Source organism: Actinoplanes ianthinogenes (genome assembly GCF_018324205.1).
GTDB classification, from domain to species: Bacteria; Actinomycetota; Actinomycetes; order Mycobacteriales; family Micromonosporaceae; genus Actinoplanes; species Actinoplanes ianthinogenes.
This window is the reverse complement of sequence record NZ_AP023356.1, coordinates 3,292,875-3,307,430: the sequence shown is the minus strand read 5'-3', so window position 1 is coordinate 3,307,430 and position 14,556 is coordinate 3,292,875. Positions and strand designations below refer to the sequence as shown.

Genomic DNA, 14,556 nt, shown 5'->3' with positions numbered 1-14,556 from the left:
GGAGAGTGGCCCCGGTCCGCGTGACGGCCGTGCCCACGGGTACAACGTAGGCATGCCAGGGACTGAGGTGCCGCCGGGCGCGCAGCAGTGGGTGCCGGCGCAGCCGCACAGCATCGACGAGCTCAAGCAGGCCGCTGCCGGGTGCCAGGGCTGCGATCTCCACGAGAACGCCACCCAGACGGTCTTCGGCCGGGGCGCCCCGCACGCCCGAGTCGTCTTCGTCGGCGAGCAGCCCGGCGACGTCGAGGACCAGAAAGGCCTGCCGTTCGTCGGTCCAGCCGGCCGGCTGCTGCGCGACGCCGTGGACGACGCCGGCATCGATCCGGCCGACCTCTACATCACGAACTCGGTGAAGCACTTCCGTTTCGAGATGCGCGGGTCCCGCCGGATCCACCAGACGCCCGGCCCGGCGCACATCACCGCCTGCCGGCCCTGGCTGGTCGCCGAGTTCGCGCTGCTGCAACCGGAGCTGGTGGTGCTGCTCGGGGCGACCGCGGGCAAGGCGCTGCTGGGCCCGTCGTTCCGGGTCACCCGGTCCCGCGGGCAGTTGATGCCCTGGCCGGCCTCGGCCGAGCACCCGGAGGACTTCCCGGTCGCCGAGATCCGCGCGCTGGCCACCATCCACCCCTCGGCCGTGCTGCGCGCGGACAACCGTGAGGTCGCCTATCAGGGCCTGGTGGACGACCTGAAGGTTGCGGCCGCGGCGATCGCGGCCTGACAGTTCTCTTCGGTACGCCCACCGCCCGTGCCGCACGTCACAAAGCGATTTCCGTCCGCCGTCGCCGCTTCGCGGAGGGATCGTTCCGATGCCGCGTGGGTACCCTCGTGACGTGCGATTGACGGACTTCTGGGGACGCTTGGAGCAGGCGTTCGGGGCGGCGTACGCCCGCAGCATCGCGGCCGACCACGCCTTCGCGGCCCTGGGCGGCCGGACCATCGACCAGGCGATCGCGCAGGGTGTCGACACGGCTACCATCTGGCGCGCCGTGGTGGCCACGTACCCCGATCGGGTGCCCTCTCAGCTGCACTGAGCCATTTTTCGTACGCTTGTTCTGGCGTGTCGCTCGATGTCGTACAAGTGTTCGGCTATTGTCCACAGCGGCTCGGCTATCCACAGCCCTTGGTAGGGCGGAGGATTTTTGTCATACCCACCGCATACCGTGTCGGCCGTGGCGAAGAACGCGAAGTCCAATACAGGGGTGACAGCAATGGTGGCAGCACCGGACCGGGAAAAGGCGCTCGAACTGGCGCTGGCACAGATCGACAAGCAGTTCGGCAAGGGCTCCGTGATGCGGCTCGGGGAGCGGCCGGTCGTGCAGACCGCTGTCATCCCGACCAGCTCCATCGCGCTGGACGTGGCCCTCGGCGTCGGCGGCCTGCCGCGCGGCCGGGTCATCGAGGTCTACGGCCCCGAGTCCAGCGGTAAGACCACCGTCGCACTGCACGCGGTGGCCAACGCGCAGAAAGCCGGCGGCGTCGCCGCCTTCATCGACGCCGAGCACGCCCTCGACCCGGAGTACGCCCGGGCGCTGGGCGTCGACACCGACGCGCTGCTGGTGTCCCAGCCGGACACCGGCGAGCAGGCGCTGGAGATCGCGGACATGCTGATCCGCTCCGGCGCGCTGGACATCATCGTCATCGACTCGGTGGCCGCCCTGGTGCCGCGCGCCGAGATCGAGGGCGAGATGGGCGACAGCCACGTCGGCCTCCAGGCCCGCCTGATGAGCCAGGCCCTCCGCAAGATCACCGGTGTCCTCAACAACACCGGCACCACCGCGATCTTCATCAACCAGCTCCGCGAGAAGATCGGCGTCATGTTCGGCTCGCCGGAGACCACGACCGGTGGTCGCGCGCTGAAGTTCTACGCGTCGGTCCGGCTCGACGTGCGCCGCATCGAGAGCCTGAAGGACGGCACCGACGTCGTCGGTAACCGCACCCGGGTCAAGGTGGTGAAGAACAAGGTCGCGGCCCCGTTCAAGCAGGCCGAGTTCGACATCATGTACGGCAAGGGCATCTCCCGCGAGGGCTCGCTGATCGACGTCGGTGTCGAGCAGAGCATCATCCGCAAGTCCGGCGCCTGGTACACGTATGACGGCGACCAGCTCGGCCAGGGCAAGGAGAAGGCGCGCGAGTTCCTCAAGGAGAACCCGGACGTCGCCGCCGAGATCGAGAAGAAGATCCTGGAGAAACTCGGCGTCGGTCAGACCACCGGGGACGCCGCCGGTGGCCCCGAGCTGCCGCCGGTCGACTTCTGATCCGGTAAGCCGCCATGGCCGGACGACGTGGTGCCCGGTCCGGGCGCGGATGGGATGCCATCCCGCCCCGGACCGGCACCGACGGACCGGACGACGACACCCCGGGCAGCCGCCCCGCTCGCCGCGGCAGCCGCCGGGCCGGTTACGCACGCCGTCACCCCGAGTCCGACGAGGGCCTCTGGCAGACCTTCGGCTCCTCCAGCGAAGCCCCGTCGGACGCTCCTGATCCCGACGGCCCGACCGACCCACCCGACGAACGGCATCCGGGCGCCACCGGCGCCCGGGGATCCACGGCCCGCCCCGCCGGCCGAGGCAACTCCGCCGACTGGGGAGCCTCGGACCGTCCGGGTGGCCGGGCTGGTCGCGAAAGCGGGGACCGGCTGGGCTGGGAAGCCTCGGACCCTCCGGCTGGCCGGGCCGGTCGCGAAAGCGGGGACCGGTCGGGTGGCCGGGCCGGCTGGGAAGCCTCGGACCGCCCGGGTGGCCGGGCCGGTCGGCAAGGCGGGGACGATTCGGGGGGCCGGGCCGGTCGGGGTGGCTCGAGCGGTGGGTTCGGCGACGACGACGGTGCCGGTGGACGGCGGTCGGCGGCGGCTCAGCAGAGTGAGTCCGAGCGGGCGCGGGAGATCTGTCTGCGGCAGCTCGCGGTTCGGCCGCGGACCCGGGCCGAGCTGGCCAAGGTCCTGGCCCGGAAAGAGATCTCCGAGGAGGTCATCGCCGAGGTCCTGGACCGGTATGACGAGGTCGGCATCATCGACGACGCGGCGTTCGCCCGGGCGTGGGTGTCCAGCCGGCATCACGGTCGTGGCCTGGCTCGCCGTGCCCTGGCCAACGAGCTGCGGCAGCGCGGGGTGGACGCCGAGGTGGCGAGCGAGGCCCTGGAGGCCGTCGACGAGGAGGCCGAGGCGGAGGCCGCCCGTTCCCTGGTCGACCGCAAGCTGCGCACGGCCAACGGCACGCCGGAGGCCGTCTTCCGGCGGCTGGTCGCGATGCTCGCCCGCAAGGGCTACCCCGCCGGCGTGGCCATCCGCGCCGTCAAGGATGCCTTGGCCGCCCGCGACGCGGAAGCCGCCGAGTTCGCCGACGGCGTGGACGCGGACGCCTTGGCCGACCAGGCAAACGACACCTCGACCTGAGCCGCCGAGTTCGCCGACGGCGTGGACGCGGACGCCTTGGCCGACCAGGCAAACGACACCTCGACCTGAGCCGCAGTCACGCCTCGGCGAGGGGAGCCCCGACCCCGGGTTGCCGCGCTGGAAAGCCCGCGGGGCCCCGAGGGGCCACCCGGCTACAGCCCGTTCCGGAGCGGCCCGCGCACCTCGCTCACGGTTGCGCTTTGTAACAAGTGCCAAAGAACGGACCGAAGCCGCCTCCGATTCGCCCAGCCCCGGCGAGCCGTCCCGGTCGACCGCCTCCGGCCTCCGGCGTGGGCGCGCCGAGAACCAGGAACGCCTGGTGGCATTGGCCCCGATCGCAGGCACTGGCCCCGATATAGTCCTGATGTGGCGAACTTCACCCATTCGACGGGAACCTCCGGATCAGCCCACCCCGAACCGGTCATCATCACGCTCAGTGCCCCAGCTGTCCGGTTGTCGACGCACGGAATAATGGGCGAGCGCCTCCGGGCGACGGACGATGGGCGGGGACGAAAGCTCTCGATGGTCCGGCACGTCGGAAATATCCGGGCGATATCGTGAGCTGGGCGTAAGCACGTCTGTGCCCTACGTCCCATCCGCTGCCGAATCATGAGTCCTTGACCGAAGCGGCACTCGCGACCTAGCCTCGCGTTACACAAGGTTTGCTCGACCATCGCAAGCAACACACACAACATAGATCGCATTACATTACGGCATCACTTGACGGGATCCACCCGTCACAGCTTCGCCGACCGCTGACCGCGCGGTGGGCGACGTGACATAGCTGCGGTCGACCCCACAACTCCACACACTCTGATCCGAGCCACCGGCAGCTGACCCGGACGCGGAAGCCGCCCGCACCGCCGGCGGGGTCCGACAGAGCCTTGCGGACGAGAAATCGTTCAAGGCGTTGTCACACTCCGTCGACATTCGCGAGCCGACTTCGGCACCCGGAGCGGCCATGGCGAAAGGCATGTGGCGCGACCACGCGGACCAGGGCCCGACCGGCGATGCGAAGTTCCGCGGGGAGCCGGCCGAATCCCAGGTCACCCAGCCGCCGCAGACCCGAGCCCGGCCGAGACCGCCGACCCGAGGCGAGGTGAGACGCCAATCCGAGGCGAGGCGAGACCGCCGACCTGAGGCGAGGCGAGACCGCCGACCTGAGGCGAGGCGAGACCGCCGACCCGAGGCACGGCGAGACCGCCGACCCGAGAGGCGAGCCCACCGGACCCGACCCGCCAGGGCCGGGCCCGAGCCGAACCCACGGCCCTCAGCCGCCCGGCCCGGAGCAGAGAACCGACGAACCGGACCGGGAGGCCGAAAGCCACCCCGATTCCCGGCTAGGAAAGGTCAGGAAGCCGGAACAAGCGGCGTCCAGCCTTCCCGAAAGGCGAAGCTGGTAGCCGTACGGCGGAGCGTGTGAGCCGGGGCCCGGTGCCGCCTGTGGTCATCTGCCTTGGTCGGGCATCCCGCAGAGAGCCCGCGCGCGTGCACACCGCGCCGGCGGCGAAGGGAGACGCGGCGAGATGGCCCCCCAGTACTGGGTGCTCGTAGTAGCGATCGTCGTGCTCGCCGTGTCGGTGATCGTCGGACTGACGCTGGGCGCCCGTGCGCTCCGTCAGCTGCGGACCGAACGGCAGGATGCCCACGATCGGCACGAGCAGGAGGTCGGCGACGCCCAGGCGAAGGTGGCCGACGCGAACGCCAAGGCCGCCTCGGTGCGTGCCGAGGCCGCCGCCGCGAAGGCCGAGGCCGCGGCCGCCCGCGCCGAGGCCCGCCGGGTGCTGGAGAACGCGCACAGCGAGGCCGACACCATCCTGGAGCACGCCCACCGCCAGGCCGAGGCGGACGTCGAGCAGCTGCGCACCGCCGCCCGCCGCTCCGGCGAGCGGGAGATCGCCCTGCTCAACGCCACGGTGAAGGAGCAGTCGGCGGAGGTGGAGCGGCGCGCCGCCCGGATCGACGAGCGGGAGCGCCTGCACTCCGAGGAGGTCGAGCGCCTGGTCGAGCGGGAGCGCCGGCTCGTCGCACTGGAGGCCGAGCTGACCAAGAGGGAGACGAGCCTGCGCAGCCGCGAGTCCGAGGTCAAGGCAGCCGAGGAGACGAAGCGCCGCGAGCTGGAGCGGATCGCCGGCCTCTCCGCCGACACCGCGAAGAGTGAACTGATCGACGCGATCGAGGGCCAGGCGAAACGCGAGGCCGCGATCCTGATCCGGGACATCGAGCAGGACGCGCGGAGCACCGCGGACACCCGGGCCCGGCACATCGTGGTCGACGCCATCCAGCGGATCGCCTCCGAGCAGACCGCGGAGAGCGTGGTCAGCGTGCTGCACCTGCCCAGCGACGAGATGAAGGGGCGGATCATCGGCCGGGAGGGCCGCAACATCCGGGCCTTCGAGTCGACCACCGGGGTCAACCTGATCATCGACGACACCCCGGAGGCGGTGCTGCTCTCCTGCTTCGACCCGGTGCGCCGCGAGGTGGGCCGGTTGACGCTGGAGAAGCTGGTGCTGGACGGCCGGATCCACCCGCACCGGATCGAGGAGGTGTTCGACTCGGCGAAGAACGAGGTGGAGCGCCTCTGCGACCGTGCCGCCGAGGAGGCGCTGGTCGACGTCGGGATCACCAGCATCCACCCGGAGCTGGTGAAGTTGCTGGGCCGGCTGCGCTACCGCACCAGCTACGGCCAGAACGTGCTCAAGCACCTGGTCGAGACTGCGCACATCGCCGGGATCATGGCCGCCGAGCTGGGTCTGGACGTGCCGACCATGAAGCGCGCGGCGTTCCTGCACGACATCGGCAAGGCGCTGACCCACGAGGTGGAGGGCAGCCACGCGCTGATCGGCGCCGACGTGGCACGCAAGTACGGCGAGCACGAGGACATCGTCCACGCGATCGAGGCGCATCACAACGAGGTGCCGCCGCAGACCATCGAGGCGGTCCTCACCCAGGCCTCGGACGCCTGCTCGGGCGGCCGGCCGGGTGCCCGGCGGGAGAGCCTGGAGGCGTACGTCAAGCGGCTGGAGCGGATCGAGGAGATCGCCGGCGGCAAGCTCGGCGTCGAGAAGGTCTTCGCCATGCAGGCCGGCCGCGAGATCCGCGTGATGGTCCGCCCCGATGACATCGACGACATCGGCGCCGCCGTCCTGGCCCGCGACGTCGCCAAGCAGATCGAGGAGGAGCTCACCTACCCCGGTCAGATCCGCGTCACCGTCGTCCGCGAGTCCCGCGTCACCGAATTGGCCCGCTGAAAGATCAAGATCAAGACCGCTTTGCGTACGCCCGGAGCACCCGTGCCGAGCCGACGGCACGGGGGAGCTGCCCCCCGTACCGTAAAGCGGCGGTCGTGACCAGCGTCAGACCTGTCGGTTCACATCGGTCAGCGGCAGCGGCTTGGCGGCCGTGGTCCGCACCCGGGACATCCGCCGCTGCAGCCACCAGGCGAACAGCGACAGCAGCCCGCAGATGCTGATGTAGATCGCGCCGATCACCAGGTAGGCCGGGACGTAGGGGAACCCGAACGCGAGGCGCCCGCCGATCGTCTTGCCGACCGTCAGCAGCTCCGGGTAGGTGATGATGAACCCGAGCGCGGTGTCCTTGAGCAGCACCACGAGCTGGCTCACGATCGCCGGCAGCATCGAGCGCACCGCCTGCGGCAACAGGATCAGCCGGAGCACCTGGTTCTTGCGCAGGCCGATCGCGTAGGCGGCCTCGGACTGCCCGCGTGGCACCGCGTTGACCCCGGCCCGGAAGATCTCGGCCAGCACCGACCCGTTGTACAGGGTCAGGCCGATCACCAGCGCCCACAGGTTGCTGATCGACCAGCCGTACTGGAGGGGGACGTAGTAGCCGAAGAAGATCAGGATGAGCAGCGGGATGGCCCGGAACAGCTCGACCACCCAGCTGGACGGCGCCCGCAGGATCCGGTGCTCACTGAGCCGGCCGGCCGCGAAGATCGCCCCGAACAGCAGCGCCAGCACCGCCGCGATCCCGGCCGCCTTCAGCGTGGCGAGCAGGCCCCGGACGATCTCCATCTGGACGGCCTTGAACTTGAACTGGTCCCAGCGCCGCGCCTCGAACTGACCGGTCTTGTAGAACCGGTAGATCACCCAGGCGACCAGCCCGAGGATCGCCAGCGTGGCCAGGATGCCGATGATCAGGTTGCGCCGGCGGCCGCGCGGCCCCGGCAGGTCATAGAGCACCGAGGTCATCGGGCCACCGTCACCTTCCGCTCGAGGAACCGCTGGAGCACCACCAGGGGCGTGATCAGGATCAGGAAGCCGATGACGATCCAGATGAGCACGTAGAACTGCGGCTCGCCGAACTCGGCCATGTAAGACGGGATCGCCCCGGCCTCCAGCACCGAGAAGCCCGCCGCGACCGTGGTGTTCTTCAGCATCGCGATCAGCACGCTCATCATCGGCGGCACCATCGAGCGCAGCGCCTGCGGCAGCACGATCTGCAGCAGCACCTGGTCGAAGGTGAGACCGAGCGCCCGCGCCGCCTCGGCCTGCCCGGGAGCGACCGTGTTGACGCCGGCCCGGACCACCTCACAGATGAACGCCGCGGTGTAGACGGTCAGCGCGGTGAAGGCGGCGGTCTGGTACTCCAGGTTGATGTCCAGTTTCGGGACGGCGAAGACCAGGAACGCGAAGACCAGCGTCAGCGGCGTGTTGCGCACGATGTTGACGTAGACAGCGCCGAACCAGCGCAGCGCCGGGATCGGCGACACCCGGAACGCGCCGAGCAGCGTGCCCAGCAGCAGGCTCCCGACCGCGGCGACCAGGAACAGCTTCACCGTGTTCCCGAAGCCCTTGAGGAACAGGTCCCAGTGGTCGGTCAGTACGTGCAGGAACTCCGTCATTCCCCGTCCTCGGCCGTACCGGCCGAGGCCGGGCGGATGGTCCGCCCGGCCTCGGATTCAGCAGATGTGGATCAGTAGCGCTCGAGCGCCGGCGGGGTGGCCGGCGAGCCCGACTTGCCCAGCGTGCCGTCGTAGATCTTCTGCCAGGTGCCGTCCTTGAAGGCGGCGTCCAGCTGGTTGTTGACGTAGTCGCGCAGGGCCTTGTCGTCGTGCGGCAGGCCGATGCCGTACTTCTCGGTGCTGAACGGCTTGCCGACGACCTTGAGGTCGGTCGGGTTCTGCGCGGCGTAGCCCTTGAGGATCGCGTCGTCGGTCGTGACGGCGTCGACCTTCTTGTCCAGCAGCTGCGACACGCACTCCGAGTAGGTCTTGAACTCGACGATGTTCTCCGGCTCGGTCAGGCCCTCGTCACGGACCCGCTGGATCGGCGTGGAGCCGGTGGCCGAGCAGACCTTCTTGCCCTTCAGGGTGTCCTTGCCGGTGATCGTCGACTCGTCCTTGCGGACCAGCAGGTCCTGGCCGGCGATGAAGTACGGCCCGGCGAACGAGACGTCCGCCTTGCGCTTGTCGGTGATCGAGTAGGTGCCGACGTAGTAGTCGATCTCCCCACCCTTGATCGCGGTCTCCCGGTTGGCCGACGGGATCTCCTTGTACTCGATCTTCGCCGGGTCGACGCCCAGCTTGGAGGCGATGTACTGAGCGGTCTCGATGTCGAAGCCGCACCGGGTGCCGGAGGTGTCCTTGTAGCCCAGGTTCGGCTGGTCGTACTTGACCCCGACGACGACCTTGCCGGCCGACTTGATCTTGTCGAAGGTCGGGCTGCCCTTCACCGCGGCAGCGGTGTCCGCGGTGAACGTGGTGCCCGACGACTTGCAGGTGTCCGAGGCCGGAGCCGCGCCGCTGCCGTTGCCGGCGCCACTCGGGGTCGGCGTGCCCTCCTCGCCACATGCGGTCAGCGTGAAGGCGAACGCCGCCGTGGCGGCGAACACCGCTACCCGCTTCATACCCATGATCAACTCTCTCCTCTGCTCCAGTTCAGACCCTGGAATTGGCTTGGGGGCCGGTCATTGGGGTGTGTTCGGTCCGTCAAAATCTTTGTTCAGTGCGTCAAGATCTTGGAAAGGAAGTCCTTGGCCCGATCGCTCTTCGGATTCGCGAAGAACTCGGCGGGCGGGGCCTGCTCGACGAGCTGGCCGTCGGCCATGAAGACCACCCGGTTCGCCGCGTGCCGGGCGAAGCCCATCTCGTGAGTGACGACCACCATGGTCATGCCCTCTTTGGCCAGCGAGGTCATCACGTCCAGCACCTCACCGACCATCTCCGGGTCGAGCGCGCTGGTCGGCTCGTCGAACAGCAGCGCCTTGGGCTGCATCGCGAGCGCCCGGGCGATCGCCACCCGCTGCTGCTGACCGCCGGAGAGCTGGGCCGGGAGCTTGTCCGCCTGGCTGGCGATGCCGACCCGCTCCAGCAGCGCCATGGCGCGGTCCCTGGCGACGGCCGCCTTCTCCTTGCGCACCTTCACCGGGCCGAGCATCACGTTCTGCAGGATGGTCTTGTGCGCGAACAGGTTGAACGACTGGAAGACCATGCCGACCTCGCTGCGCAGCCGGGCGAGCGGGCGCCCCTCGGCCGGCAACGGCTGACCGTCGAAAGTGATCGTCCCGGAGTCGATCGGCTCCAGCCGGTTGATCGCCCGGCACAGCGTGGACTTGCCCGACCCGGATGGTCCGATCACGACGACCACCTCGCCGCGCGCGACCGACAGATCCACGTCTTGCAGCACGTGCAGCGGGCCGAACCACTTGTTCACGTTCTCCAGAACGATGAGATCCTCGCCTGCCACCCCGTGTCCATCCGCTCGTCCGGTCACTCGATGGGAGACACCCTAGGGGGACATAGGTATCGGATAGTGACGAGAATGGTCACGGAGCGGTAACGCAGCCGCGCCGGGTCGAAAGGGACGGACACCATGGTGGGTATGACTGGCCTCTGGAACTGGTCCGTCGGCGCCCGGATCGACCCCGGTCACGTGCAGAAAGCGCTGGCCGGAGCCCTGGAACGGCCGGTGGCCGGGATCGGGGTGGCCGACCCCGGCGCGCTGCTGTGCGACGTCTATCACGTCGGTGGCGACTTTCCGACACTCGTCGACGTCTACCTGGCCCCGGACGAGCTGGACGAGGAGACCATCGCGAGCGCCGTCGCGGTCCGGCTGGCGGCCGCGGTCCTGGTCCCCGACGACACCCTCAACCCTTCCCGGTACGTCTGTGCCGAACCCGACGGCACCCTGCGCCCCGTGCACGTGGACGAGGTGGAGACCGACGACGGCGCCGAGCGGCGGCACCTGCGCCCGTGCACCGGCGACGACCCGGCCTGCGCGGCACACCCCGGATGCCACCGGTCGCGCTGGAAACCTGACCCGACGCCCGAGCGACCCGCCGCCGCGTAAGCAGTACCCTGGTCAATTGCCATGACTGTTGAAATCCCGGGCGCCTCCCGCACCTACGACGTGCGCACCTACGGCTGCCAGATGAACGTGCACGACAGCGAGCGGATCTCCGGCCTGATGGAGGACGCGGGCTATGTGCGCGCCGCCGATCCCGAGGCGGCCGACGTCGTGGTCTTCAACACCTGCGCCGTCCGGGAGAACGCGGACAACCGCCTCTACGGCAACCTCGGCCACCTGCGCCCGACCAAGCTGAAGAACCCGGGCATGCAGATCGCCGTCGGCGGCTGCCTGGCGCAGAAGGACAAGGGCGACATCGTCAAGAAGGCGCCCTGGGTCGACGTGGTCTTCGGCACGCACAACATCGGCTCGCTGCCGGCGCTGCTGGAGCGCGCCCGGCACAACGAGGCCGCCGAGGTCGAGATCCTCGAGTCGCTCGAGGTCTTCCCGTCGACGCTGCCGACCAAGCGCGAGTCGACCTACGCCGGCTGGGTCTCCATCTCGGTGGGGTGCAACAACACCTGCACGTTCTGCATCGTCCCGTCGCTGCGCGGCAAGGAGAAGGACCGCCGTCCCGGCGACGTCCTGGCCGAGGTCCGCGCCCTGGTCGCCGAGGGCGTCCTGGAGGTCACCCTGCTCGGGCAGAACGTGAACTCGTACGGCGTCGAGTTCGGCGACAAGCTCGCCTTCGGCAAGCTGCTGCGCGCCTGCGGCGAGGTGGAGGGCCTGGAGCGGGTCCGGTTCACCAGCCCGCACCCCAAGGACTTCACCGACGACGTGATCGCCGCGATGGCCGAGACGCCGAATGTCTGCCACTCGCTGCACATGCCGCTGCAGAGCGGTTCCGACCGGGTGCTCAAGGCGATGCGCCGCAGCTACCGCCAGGAGAAATACCTCGGCATCATCGAGAAGGTACGGGCCGCCATGCCGGACGCCGCGATCACCACCGACATCATCGTCGGCTTCCCCGGCGAGACCGACGAGGACTTCGAGCAGACCCTCGAGGTGGTCCGCCAGGCCCGCTTCTCCAGCGCCTTCACGTTCCAGTACTCGAAGCGTCCCGGCACCCCGGCCGCCACCATGGACGAGCAGGTGCCGAAAAAGGTCGTCCAGGAGCGCTACGACCGCCTGATCAGCACCCTCGAAGAGATCACCTGGGACGAGAACAAGAAGCTCGTCGGGGAGAAGGTCGAGGTCCTGGTGGCGGTCGGCGAGGGCCGCAAGGACGAGCGCACCGGCCGGATGAGCGGCCGCGCCCGCGACGGCCGCCTGGTCCACTTCGCCACCGGTGAGCTGACCGGCGACCGGGCCCCGCGCCCCGGCGACATCGTCGAGACGGTGATCACCTACGCCGCCCCGCACCACCTGAACGCCGACGGCGCCCCGCTGTCGCACCGCCGGACCCGGGCCGGGGACGCGTTCGAGGCGGGGCGGACCCCGAAGCTGAAAGGCGTCTCGCTCGGCCTGCCCACGATCGGCGTCCCGGCTCCGCTGCCGCCGGCCGCCGACGGATGCGCCCTCTGACCTGCCGTCCCGCAACCACTCCTCGCTGCTGGACACCGCGCGCTCGCAAACCACACTCGCTGCCGCGACACCGCCGACCCGTTTCCGGTCCCTTTTCCGGTACGACTCGCCGTCCCGTGCCGATCGGCTCGCGAGGCCCGGCCCCCGCACGACCGCCACGCGCGTCGTGCGGGGCTGGCTGTCCCGCACGGTCACCCCAATCCGCGCCGCGCCTCCGTCACCCGCTCGCAGTCCCGCTCGCAGTCCCGCTCGGAGTCCCGCTCGCAGTCCCGCCCTCCCAGGGGGACCCCCGCTGATCAGTGTGGGGGAGTGGGGCGGGGGTCGGGGTGCGGGTTGTGGACAGCTTGCCGCTGTGGACAACGGGCGGGTGGGCGGTGGATCTGCTAAGCGGGACGGCTGGCCGTTCGCAGGTGGGCCAGCAAGGCCGTCGTCGCGGGTGGGTCCGGTGGGTCGCCGTAAACGGCCACGTACACGTTGCGGCGACTGTCCAGCGCGACCGTGCGTACGTCAGGGTTCTGGTGTGCGAGAAGCGCCAGCCCGGGCAGGACCGTGACTCCCAAGCCCGCCGCGACCAGCGCCTGCACGGCGACGAAGTCGTCCGTGGTGAATCGGATGTCCGGCGCGAAGCCGGCCTCCGCGCAGACCCGCACCAGCTCCGCGCGGCAGCGTTCGCAGCCGCTGATCCACGGCCGGTCCCGGTGCTCGGCGAGCGCATCGCCGGCCCGGCCGACCGGCGTCACCAGGTGGATCGGCTCCTGGAGCAGCAGTTCGTGGCGCAGGCCGTCCAGGTCGGGCGCGGCCTCGCCCGGATAGGTGAACAGCACGGCCGCCTCCACCTCGCCGCTGCGCAGCAGGCGCACCGCGGCGGGCGGACCGGCCTCGGTGAACAGCAGGTCGATCCCGGGATGGTCGGCCGTGAAGGCGGCCGCGGCGGCCGGCACGAAGGTGCCCAGCGCGGACGGGAACGCCGCCAGCCGGACCCGGCCCGAGCGCAGCCCGGTGTGCGCGGCCAGCTCCGCCTCCGCGGCGTCGAGCCGGCCCAGGATCTCCTCGGCCCGCTCGGCCAGCATCCGGCCGGCGTCGGTGAGCCGGATGCCGCGACCGGCCCGCTGCACGAGCCGGCTGCCGGTCTCCGCCTCCAGCCGGGCCAGGTGGTGGCTGACCGAGGGCTGTGCGTAGTGCAGGGCCTGCGCGGCGGCGGTCACCGAGCCGTGCCGGGCCACCGCGACCAGCACCCGCAACCGGGAAACGTCCAGCATGCGGGCAACCTATCAATCCGGCCTATCGGTGTCCCCGGGATTCGGCATTGGACCGATGGGTGCGGCCCGGCCGACGATCGGCGGCATGGAGCTGACCTTCGCGGACATCCGGGCCGCACACGACGTCGTCCGCCGACACCTGCCGCCGACGCCGCTCTGGAGCTATCCGCTGCTGGACCGGGCGGCCGGCACGCCGGTGCTGGTCAAGCACGAGAACACCCAGCCGGTCGGCGCGTTCAAGGTACGCGGCGGGCTGACCCTGCTGGCCGCCATGACCGAGGCGGAGCGGGCCCGCGGCACGGTCACCTGGTCGACCGGGAACCACGCGCAGTCGCTGGCGTACGCCAGCCACCGGTACGACGCGCCGTGCACCGTGGTGATGCCCGGCGGCACCGACCAGGGCCGGGTGGACGCGGTCGAGGCGTGGGGCGCCCGGGCGGTGCCGGCCGGGAGCACCCTGGAGGACGCCCAGCGGCGGGCCGAGGAGCTGGCCGGCACGTCCGGGGCGCGGCTGGTCAGCCCGGGGGACACGCCGGAGCTGCTGGCCGGGGTGGGCACGCTGTACCTGGAGATCCTGACGGATCGGCCGGGGCTGGACGTGATCGTCGTACCGGTGGGCAGCGGCACCGGGGCGGCCGCGGCCTGTCTGGTGGCCGCGGCCCTGGCGCCGGGCTGCGCGGTGATCGGCGTGCAGTCGGCCGCCTCGCCGGCCGCGCACGACTCGTGGCGGGCCGGCGACCTGCTGTCCCGGCCCAACCGGACCACGGTGGCCGGACTGGCCACCGGCCGCGGCTTCGCCCTGCCGCAACGGGTGATGCGGGCCGGGCTGGCCGACTTCCTGCTGGTCACCGACGAGGAGATCGGCGCGGCCCGGCGGCTGCTGGCGACCGCAGCGCACACCCTGGCCGAGGGCGCCGGCGCGGCCGGGCTGGCCGCCGTGCTGAGCCGCCCCGACCTGTTCGCCGGGCGCTCGGTGGCGGTGGTCTGCACCGGCGGCAACGCCGTCCCGGCTGAGCTGGAGACGCTGGTCGTTTAGCCGGCGTGCCACACTGGGGCCGTCGGACTCGTCGAGAGG

At 70.7% G+C, this 14,556-nt stretch carries 13 protein-coding genes; 8 read left to right on the top strand and 5 right to left on the bottom strand.

Annotated features, from left to right (window positions below):
- Window positions 1-52 precede the first annotated feature (52 nt).
- The 5 genes from Aiant_RS14835 to rny all read left to right on the top strand — a co-directional run bounded on the left by Aiant_RS14835 (window position 53) and on the right by rny (window position 6,642).
- Complete coding sequence (locus tag Aiant_RS14835; RefSeq protein ID WP_189336774.1) at window positions 53-718, top strand: UdgX family uracil-DNA binding protein; 666 nt, start codon at window positions 53-55, stop codon at window positions 716-718.
- A 112-nt stretch (window positions 719-830) separates the two neighbouring features.
- Window positions 831-1,031 carry a DUF3046 domain-containing protein gene (locus Aiant_RS14830; RefSeq protein ID WP_189336773.1) on the top strand — a complete coding sequence of 67 codons (201 nt, stop codon included), beginning with the start codon at window positions 831-833 and terminating at the stop codon, window positions 1,029-1,031.
- A gap of 177 nt (window positions 1,032-1,208) precedes the next feature.
- Window positions 1,209-2,255 (top strand): recombinase RecA, encoded by a 1,047-nt coding sequence (gene recA, locus Aiant_RS14825; protein ID WP_185037384.1) that lies wholly within the window; start codon window positions 1,209-1,211, stop codon window positions 2,253-2,255.
- Window positions 2,256-2,635: 380 nt separating this feature from the next.
- Window positions 2,636-3,391 (top strand): regulatory protein RecX, encoded by a 756-nt coding sequence (locus tag Aiant_RS14820; RefSeq protein WP_229831476.1) that lies wholly within the window; start codon window positions 2,636-2,638, stop codon window positions 3,389-3,391.
- A gap of 1,526 nt (window positions 3,392-4,917) precedes the next feature.
- Window positions 4,918-6,642 (top strand): ribonuclease Y, encoded by a 1,725-nt coding sequence (gene rny, locus Aiant_RS14815; protein WP_189336772.1) that lies wholly within the window; start codon window positions 4,918-4,920, stop codon window positions 6,640-6,642.
- A gap of 105 nt (window positions 6,643-6,747) precedes the next feature.
- Here rny and Aiant_RS14810 read toward each other — a convergent pair whose 3' ends face one another.
- The 4 genes from Aiant_RS14810 to Aiant_RS14795 all read right to left on the bottom strand — a co-directional run bounded on the left by Aiant_RS14810 (window position 6,748) and on the right by Aiant_RS14795 (window position 10,098).
- The gene (locus Aiant_RS14810) at window positions 6,748-7,602 is read right to left on the bottom strand and encodes an amino acid ABC transporter permease (RefSeq protein WP_189336771.1); all 855 of its coding nucleotides are present in this window, start codon (window positions 7,600-7,602) and stop codon (window positions 6,748-6,750) included.
- Window positions 7,599-8,255 carry an amino acid ABC transporter permease gene (locus tag Aiant_RS14805; RefSeq protein WP_189336770.1) on the bottom strand — a complete coding sequence of 219 codons (657 nt, stop codon included), beginning with the start codon at window positions 8,253-8,255 and terminating at the stop codon, window positions 7,599-7,601. Before Aiant_RS14805 ends, Aiant_RS14810 begins: the two co-directional genes overlap by 4 nt.
- Before the next feature lie 71 nt (window positions 8,256-8,326).
- On the bottom strand, window positions 8,327-9,265 hold the full coding sequence (locus tag Aiant_RS14800; RefSeq protein ID WP_189336769.1) for a glutamate ABC transporter substrate-binding protein: 939 nt from the start codon (window positions 9,263-9,265) through the stop codon (window positions 8,327-8,329).
- A gap of 89 nt (window positions 9,266-9,354) precedes the next feature.
- Window positions 9,355-10,098, bottom strand: a complete 744-nt coding sequence (locus Aiant_RS14795; protein WP_189336768.1) for an amino acid ABC transporter ATP-binding protein — start codon at window positions 10,096-10,098, stop codon at window positions 9,355-9,357.
- Window positions 10,099-10,233: 135 nt separating this feature from the next.
- Between Aiant_RS14795 and Aiant_RS14790 the strand changes: the two genes are divergently transcribed.
- Together Aiant_RS14790 and miaB are read left to right on the top strand one after the other, a co-directional pair.
- Window positions 10,234-10,701 carry a hypothetical protein gene (locus Aiant_RS14790; RefSeq protein WP_229831472.1) on the top strand — a complete coding sequence of 156 codons (468 nt, stop codon included), beginning with the start codon at window positions 10,234-10,236 and terminating at the stop codon, window positions 10,699-10,701.
- A gap of 21 nt (window positions 10,702-10,722) precedes the next feature.
- The gene (miaB, locus tag Aiant_RS14785) at window positions 10,723-12,222 is read left to right on the top strand and encodes a tRNA (N6-isopentenyl adenosine(37)-C2)-methylthiotransferase MiaB (protein WP_189336766.1); all 1,500 of its coding nucleotides are present in this window, start codon (window positions 10,723-10,725) and stop codon (window positions 12,220-12,222) included.
- Between the two features lie 383 nt (window positions 12,223-12,605).
- On the opposite strand, the gene Aiant_RS14780 is transcribed toward miaB, so the two are convergent.
- A complete protein-coding gene (locus tag Aiant_RS14780) occupies window positions 12,606-13,481 on the bottom strand; it encodes a LysR family transcriptional regulator (RefSeq protein WP_189336765.1) in 876 nt (291 codons plus the stop codon).
- An 85-nt stretch (window positions 13,482-13,566) separates the two neighbouring features.
- On the opposite strand from Aiant_RS14780, the gene Aiant_RS14775 reads away from it, so the two are divergent.
- On the top strand, window positions 13,567-14,517 hold the full coding sequence (locus Aiant_RS14775; RefSeq protein WP_189336764.1) for a threonine ammonia-lyase: 951 nt from the start codon (window positions 13,567-13,569) through the stop codon (window positions 14,515-14,517).
- The last annotated feature ends 39 nt before the right edge of the window (window positions 14,518-14,556 follow it).

Coding starts and splice junctions, on each gene's coding strand:
- recA (WP_185037384.1), top strand. CDS start 1,209: ATGGTGGCAGCACCGGACCGGGAAAAGGCGCTCGAACTGGCGCTGGCA.
- miaB (WP_189336766.1), top strand. CDS start 10,723: ATGACTGTTGAAATCCCGGGCGCCTCCCGCACCTACGACGTGCGCACC.
- Aiant_RS14800 (WP_189336769.1), bottom strand. CDS start 9,265: ATGGGTATGAAGCGGGTAGCGGTGTTCGCCGCCACGGCGGCGTTCGCC.
- Aiant_RS14790 (WP_229831472.1), top strand. CDS start 10,234: ATGACTGGCCTCTGGAACTGGTCCGTCGGCGCCCGGATCGACCCCGGT.
- Aiant_RS14805 (WP_189336770.1), bottom strand. CDS start 8,255: ATGACGGAGTTCCTGCACGTACTGACCGACCACTGGGACCTGTTCCTC.
- Aiant_RS14780 (WP_189336765.1), bottom strand. CDS start 13,481: ATGCTGGACGTTTCCCGGTTGCGGGTGCTGGTCGCGGTGGCCCGGCAC.
- Aiant_RS14775 (WP_189336764.1), top strand. CDS start 13,567: ATGGAGCTGACCTTCGCGGACATCCGGGCCGCACACGACGTCGTCCGC.
- Aiant_RS14810 (WP_189336771.1), bottom strand. CDS start 7,602: ATGACCTCGGTGCTCTATGACCTGCCGGGGCCGCGCGGCCGCCGGCGC.
- rny (WP_189336772.1), top strand. CDS start 4,918: ATGGCCCCCCAGTACTGGGTGCTCGTAGTAGCGATCGTCGTGCTCGCC.
- Aiant_RS14835 (WP_189336774.1), top strand. CDS start 53: ATGCCAGGGACTGAGGTGCCGCCGGGCGCGCAGCAGTGGGTGCCGGCG.